The organism is Roseomonas sp. GC11, assembly GCF_024437745.1.
Lineage (GTDB): Bacteria > Pseudomonadota > Alphaproteobacteria > Acetobacterales > Acetobacteraceae > Pseudoroseomonas.
Window position 1 is genome coordinate 1 of the sequence record NZ_JANFNY010000148.1, and the last position, 5,982, is coordinate 5,982.

Sequence of the window (5,982 nt, forward strand, 5' to 3'; positions counted from 1 at the left end):
CCGCGGCCGAGGATCCAGCCGCCCTTCGGCGTGGCGCGCGCGGCGGCGGCGATGGCGGCCGGCTGCGACGGGCTGGAATTCGACGCGGAGGGGCTGGAGCCGTGGCGCCTGCTGTGCCGGCTGGATGCCGCGCTGGCGCGCTGGGGGGCGGAGCGGCTGGGCGTGCGCCTGCGCGGCCTGCCAGTGATGGACTCGCGGGCGGCGGAATGGCGGGCGGTGGACTTGCTGGCGGCGCTGAACGAGCGGGAGCTGGGCTTCGTCCACCTCGCCGGGCCGCTGCCGCCGGGGCAGGCGCAGCCCTCGCTGCGCGCGGCCTTCCGCTGGCCGCTGCTCGTCTCCGGCCGGATGGGCGCGGCGGAGGCCATCCGGCTGGTGGAAAGCCGCTGGGCGGATGCCGTGGGCTTCGCCGCCGCCGATGGCCCGGCGCTGCTGCGCCGCCTGCGCCATGCCTGCCCCCAGGGCATGCCGCCGGGCGCGCTCCGGGGCGGAGAGGCGTGAGAAGAGTGGCCGATCCGTCAAACCCGGACCCGATCCGTCAAGCCCGGCCCTGGCCGCCCGCCTAGTCTGCCTCCCGACCCCGGCCTGTCACGGCCGGGGAAGCACAGGAGAGCGCCCGTGGCGCAGAGCACAGACCGCCCCCGGCAGGACGCACCGCAAGCCCCGCCGGTGGAGACCCTTTCCGGCTTCGTGCCGACGCGGCGCCAGGCCTTCGAGATGGCGGCCGCGCTGATCGCCGGCGCGAGCCTGCCCCAGGCGGCCCATGCCGCCACCCCGTCCCCCGCCCCAGGAGAGCCCACCATGTCCACCGTGACCACGCGCGACGGCGTCCAGATCTTCTACAAGGACTGGGGCCCGCGGAATGCGCAGCCCATCATGTTCCATCATGGCTGGCCGCTCTCCAGCGACGACTGGGACGCGCAGATGCTGTTCTTCCTGCATCACGGCTTCCGCGTCGTGGCGCATGACCGGCGCGGGCATGGCCGCTCCGCGCAGGTCAGCGAGGGGCATGACATGGATCACTACGCCGCCGATGCCTTCGCGGTGGTCGAGCACCTGAACCTGCGCAATGCCGTCCATATCGGCCATTCGACGGGCGGCGGCGAGGTGGCGCGCTATGTGGCGAAGCATGGCCAGCCTTCCGGGCGCGTGGCCAAGGCCGTGCTCGTCAGTGCCGTGCCGCCGCTGATGCTGAAGACCGCCGCCAACCCCGAGGGCCTGCCGATCGAGGTGTTCGACGGTTTCCGCAAGGGCGTGGCCGACAACCGCGCGCAGATGTTCCTCGATGTCCCGACCGGGCCTTTCTATGGCTTCAACCGCCCCAATGCGAAGGTCCTGCCCGGCGTCATCCAGAACTGGTGGCGGCAGGGCATGATGGGCAGCGCCAAGGCGCATTACGACGGCATCAAGGCTTTCTCCGAGACCGACCAGACGGAGGACCTGAAGGCCATCACCGTGCCCACGCTGGTGCTGCATGGCGATGACGACCAGATCGTGCCGATCGCCGATTCCGCGCTGAAGGCGGTGAAGCTGCTGCGGCATGGCACGCTGAAGGTCTATCCCGGCTACTCGCACGGGATGCTGACGACCGAGGCGGCGACGCTCAACGCCGACCTGCTGGCCTTCGTGCGCGGCTGACGCCCTGGTCTGGGGCGCCGCGGCCTGGAGGTCGCGGCGCCTTTCTCTGAAAGAGTTTTTTGGTTCTTTTTTCCAAAAAAGAACGCTTCTTTTGATTTTTCGCTGATTCCTCCGCCGTCACCCCCGTCCGACGAAGGGCATCTTGGTGGCCATGACGGTCATGAACTGCACATTGGCTTCCAGCGGCAGGGAGGCCATGTGCAGCACCGCCTCGCCGACATGGCGGACATCCATGCGCGGCTCGACCATCATGGTGCCATTGGCCTGTGGCACGCCCCGGCTCATGCGTTCGGTCATCTCGGTGGCGGCGTTGCCGATGTCGATCTGGCCGCAGGCGATGTCCCATTTCCGCCCGTCGAGGCTGATCGACTTGGTCAGCCCCGAGATGGCGTGCTTGGTGGCGGTGTAGGGCGCGGAGCCCGGGCGCGGCGCGTAAGCGCTGATCGAGCCATTGTTGATGATCCGCCCGCCGCGCGGTTCCTGCCGTTTCATCAGCGCATAGGCGGCGCGGGCGCAGAGGAAGGCGCCGTTCAGGTTGGCGGCGACGACGCCGAACCAGTCCTCATCGCTGATCTCGTCGAAATCCACGGCCGGGCTGCCGCGCCCGGCATTGTTGAAGAGCAGGTCGCAGCGGCCCCATTTCGCCTCGACCGCGGCGAAGAGCGCGGTGACGGAGGCGGCATCGCCCACATCGGTCGGCACGGGCAGGCAGCGTGGCGCGGCCTCGCCGGCGGCGTCCACGGTGGCCTGCAGCGCCTCGGCGCGGCGGCCGGCCAGGGCGACGCTCCAGCCCGCGCCCAGCAGCGCCAGCGCGGTGGCGCGGCCGATGCCGCTTCCCGCGCCCGTGACCACGGCGATCTTGCTCATGGGGTTTCCTTCCTTCATGCAGCCTTGAGCCGCAGCCTGCGGCGGTCCGGGCGGACACGCAAGCCACCCCTGGCGAGCCCCTCCTGGCAAGCCCCCTGGTCAGTCCATTGGCCGCCCGCGCGAGGAGCCACCCGATGACGAAGCGCCTTTTCCTGGCCCTTTCCTTCTCCTCCCTCCTGGTCCTGGCCCTGCCGGAGGTGGCGCGGGCGGAGCGTTCTCCGGTGCCGCTGCGGCCCAGCCGGGATGTGGCGGTGGTCTATCGCGTGCAGTCGGGGCGGCAGCCGCCGCAGACGGTGCCGGCGGCCTGGCTGGCGGCGGCGCAGCGGGTGCGGCTGGAGCCGCCGGGCCTGCCCGGCTGGGTGCTGGCCGATCTTGGCGCCGGGCAGGCGCAGATGGTGGTGGATGCCACCCGCATGGTGGTGCCACTGCCGGGCAAGGGCCCGCTGCCGCTGAGCGACGAGCTGCCGCCCGGCACCCGCATGATCCGCGCCGGCAGCGACAGCGTGGCCGGTCTGCGCTGCGAGGTCTGGACGGTCACCCAGCGCCAGGGCGAAGGTTCTCTCTGCGTCACGCCGGATGGGCTGGTGCTGCGGGCCAGCGGCCGGCATCCGGGCGGGGAGGGGAGCCTGGAGGCCCTCCAGGTCACCTACGGTCCGCAGGACCCGGCGCGTTTCCAGGTGCCACCGGGCTATCAGGCGGTGGCGCTGCCGCAGGGCCTGCCACCCGGACTGATCCCCGGCCTTGGCAAATGATTCTTTCAGGCTGCCGCCGTCTCTCGGCATGGCGGGCCGCTGCACTGAAAAAAGTTTTTTGGTTCTTTTTTCCAAAAAAGAACGAATCGCCCTGAATCAGGCCGCTTCCTCCATCGCGCCGCCGCAGAGCGGCACCAGGTGGCGGCGGAACTGCGCGGCGCAGGCTTCCCAGGAGAACATCTCTGCCCGGGCGCGGCAGGCCTCCCGGCTGAGCACCAGGGCGCGCAGGCAGGCGGCGCGCAGATCCTCCTCCAGCACGCCGACCGCTCCTCCTTCCGGCGCGGTGCCGCAGACGGCCTGCGGCCCCGGCTGCGGATAGGCGGCCAGCGGCGTGCCGCAGGCCAGTGCCTCCAGCAGCACCAGCCCGAAGGTGTCCGTGCGCGAGGGGAAGACGAAGACATCGGCCGAGGCATAGGCGGCCGCCAGGGCCTCGCCATGGCGGAAGCCGGTGAAATGCGCCTGCGGGAAGCGGCGTTGCAGGCTGGCGCGCATCGGCCCATCCCCCACCACCACCTTGCTGCCCGGCAGGTCGAGCGCCAGGAAGGCCTCGATGTTCTTTTCCGCCGCCAGCCGCCCGGCATGCAGGAAGATCGGGCGGGGCAGGCCGGGGAAGGCATCGGGCAGGGCGGGGCGGAACAGCGCCGTGTCCACCCCGCGCGACCAGTCGCGCAGGTTGTGGAAGCCCTGCGCCGCCAGCTCGGCGCGCAGCGGCCCGGTGGCGACGAAGGTGCCCGCCCCGGCGGCGTGGAAGCGGCGCAGCACGGGCCAGGAGAAGCGCGCCGGCAGGCCGAGCCGCGCCTCCAGATAGTCCGGGAAGCGGGTGTGGAAGGCGGTGGTGAAGCGCCAGCCGCGCGCCTGGCACAGCCCGCGCATGGCCCAGCCCAGGGGCCCCTCGGTGGCGATGTGCACGGCCTGCGGCGCCAGGGCCGCCACCCGCGCGGCCAGGCGGCGGCGCGGGAAGAGGGCGAGGCGCAGCCCCGGCTCCCCTGGCACGGGCAGGGCGGGGAAGCCATCGGGGCCGAGCACCGTCACCGTGTCCCCCCGGCGGCGCAGCGCCTCCGCCACCATGCCGAGGGTGCGGACCACGCCATTGACCTGCGGCGCCCAGGCGTCGCTGACGATCAGCAGGCGCATCAGCCGGCGGAGGCCATGGGGGGCACGGCGGGCGTGGCGTGGGGGGGCGCCGCGGGCGCGGGCAGGGCGGCGTGGGGGCCGGCGTGGATGGCGGCGTGGATGGCGGTGCGGGGGGCGGCGTGGCGGCGGCGCTGCTCGGCGGCCCAGTCCAGCAGCTCGAAGCGGCCATCGGCGTGCTCGGCCAGGGCGGTGCAGCTTTCCACCCAGTCGCCGTCATTCATGTAGGCGATGCCGTTCACCATGCGCATCTCGGCGTGGTGGATATGGCCGCAGATCACCCCGTCCAGCCCGCGGCGGCGGGCTTCCTCGGCCAGGGCGACCTCGAAGCGGTCGATCGCCTTCACCGCCTCCTTCACCTGCCGCTTCAGCCACTGGCTGAGCGACCAGTAGGGATAGCCGAGCCGCCGCCGCGCCGCGTTGAACCAGCGGTTCAGCAGCAGCGCCACGTCATAGGCCCAGTCCCCCAGATGGGCGAGCAGGCTGGCGTAGCGCACCACGCTGTCGAACTCGTCGCCATGGATGAGGAGGAAGCGGCGGCCATCGGCGGCCTCGTGCACCGCCTCGCGCAGCAGGGCGACGCCGGCGATGTCGAATTCCGGCCCGGCCCAGTCGCGGAACACCTCGTCATGGTTGCCGGGGATGTAGGTGACGCGCGTGCCGGCGCGGGCCATGGCGAGGATGCGGCGGATGACCTGATCGTGCCCGGCATCCCAGTACCAGGAGCGGCGCAGCCGCCAGCCATCGATGATGTCGCCCACCAGGTAGAGCTGCTCGCACTCCACCCGGCCGAGGAAGTCGAGCAGCAGGTCCACCCGGCAGCCGCGCTGGCCCAGATGCAGGTCCGAGAGGAAGAGGGCGCGGTAGCGGCGCGGGGCTGGGCTCGGGGTCATGATCCGGATTCCCTTGGCTGTGGTCCCGGGCCGGGCGGCTCCGCCGGCGCGGCGGGGTGTCTGCGTCCGCAGCTCGTGTCCGCGGCTTCTCCGCCCTGGCCCATATCGGAGCCGTGCGACGGTGCCGTGACGCTGGCGTGACAGGCGCTTGATGAAACGCGCCGGCGGGCGCGCGCCCGGGCCGCGCCCCTCTTGTTGCGCGGGGCCGGCACCGCGCATAAGGCGCGCCTTCCCCCCGCAGCAGGACCCGGCCGGCATGAGCATTCCCACCCCCCCGAGGCAGACCCGCCGCCTTCATGCGGGGCTGAAATGGGGCAGTCTGGGCTGGGGTAAGCCGGATTGGGGCAAGCCGGATTGGGGCAAGCCGGATTGGGGCAGCCCGGTTTGGCCGCTGGCGGCGGCGGCGCTGCTCGGGCCTTTCGTGGCGGTGCTGCAATCCAAGGCGATGGCGCCGCTCGCGCTGGTGGTGCTGGTGGCGGTGCTGGGGATGGCGCGGCGGCGGCAGGGGCGCTGGCCCTTGCCCTCGGGCGCCGCGCTCTGGGCCGGGCTGGCGCTGGCGGGGTGGGGCATGCTCTCCGGCCTGTGGTCGCCCGGGCCGCTGCGCGCGCTGCATGCGGGGCTGACGCTGGGCGGGCTGATGCTGCTGGCCGGCGCCGCCGGCCGCGCCGTGGCGGCGGAGCCGGGGGCGCCGCGCCTGCTGGGCC

The 5,982-nt window shown here is 72.7% G+C and carries 5 protein-coding genes and 2 pseudogenes; 4 read left to right on the top strand and 3 right to left on the bottom strand.

Annotated features, from left to right (window positions below; all coding sequences use genetic code 11):
• Nucleotides 1–498, top strand: a pseudogene (locus NON00_RS23820) (hypothetical protein); the annotation flags it as partial.
• 300 nt (nucleotides 499–798) lie between these two features.
• On the top strand, nucleotides 799–1,635 hold the full coding sequence (locus NON00_RS23825; RefSeq protein WP_256025288.1) for an alpha/beta fold hydrolase: 837 nt from the start codon (nucleotides 799–801) through the stop codon (nucleotides 1,633–1,635).
• A gap of 117 nt (nucleotides 1,636–1,752) precedes the next feature.
• Here NON00_RS23825 and NON00_RS23830 read toward each other — a convergent pair whose 3' ends face one another.
• Nucleotides 1,753–2,502 carry an SDR family oxidoreductase gene (locus tag NON00_RS23830; RefSeq protein WP_256025285.1) on the bottom strand — a complete coding sequence of 250 codons (750 nt, stop codon included), beginning with the start codon at nucleotides 2,500–2,502 and terminating at the stop codon, nucleotides 1,753–1,755.
• Between the two features lie 134 nt (nucleotides 2,503–2,636).
• Here NON00_RS23830 and NON00_RS24870 point away from each other — a divergent pair, with 134 nt between their 5' ends.
• Nucleotides 2,637–3,254 carry a hypothetical protein gene (locus tag NON00_RS24870; protein WP_305123546.1) on the top strand — a complete coding sequence of 206 codons (618 nt, stop codon included), beginning with the start codon at nucleotides 2,637–2,639 and terminating at the stop codon, nucleotides 3,252–3,254.
• A gap of 96 nt (nucleotides 3,255–3,350) precedes the next feature.
• On the opposite strand, the gene NON00_RS23840 is transcribed toward NON00_RS24870, so the two are convergent.
• Nucleotides 3,351–4,388 (bottom strand): glycosyltransferase family 1 protein, encoded by a 1,038-nt coding sequence (locus NON00_RS23840; protein WP_256025286.1) that lies wholly within the window; start codon nucleotides 4,386–4,388, stop codon nucleotides 3,351–3,353.
• Nucleotides 4,388–5,278: a UDP-2,3-diacylglucosamine diphosphatase gene (locus tag NON00_RS23845; protein WP_256025287.1), complete on the bottom strand. Its 891-nt coding sequence runs from the start codon at nucleotides 5,276–5,278 to the stop codon at nucleotides 4,388–4,390. The genes NON00_RS23840 and NON00_RS23845 overlap by 1 nt, the downstream gene beginning before the upstream one ends.
• Nucleotides 5,279–5,534: 256 nt before the next feature.
• Between NON00_RS23845 and NON00_RS23850 the strand changes: the two are divergent.
• A pseudogene (locus tag NON00_RS23850) lies at nucleotides 5,535–5,982 on the top strand (hypothetical protein); the annotation flags it as partial.

Bases quoted from the DNA above. Each gene is read 5' to 3' on its own strand.
- NON00_RS23825 (WP_256025288.1), top strand. From the start codon at position 799: ATGTCCACCGTGACCACGCGCGACGGCGTCCAGATCTTCTACAAGGAC.
- NON00_RS23830 (WP_256025285.1), bottom strand. From the start codon at position 2,502: ATGAGCAAGATCGCCGTGGTCACGGGCGCGGGAAGCGGCATCGGCCGC.
- NON00_RS24870 (WP_305123546.1), top strand. From the start codon at position 2,637: ATGACGAAGCGCCTTTTCCTGGCCCTTTCCTTCTCCTCCCTCCTGGTC.
- NON00_RS23840 (WP_256025286.1), bottom strand. From the start codon at position 4,388: ATGCGCCTGCTGATCGTCAGCGACGCCTGGGCGCCGCAGGTCAATGGC.
- NON00_RS23845 (WP_256025287.1), bottom strand. From the start codon at position 5,278: ATGACCCCGAGCCCAGCCCCGCGCCGCTACCGCGCCCTCTTCCTCTCG.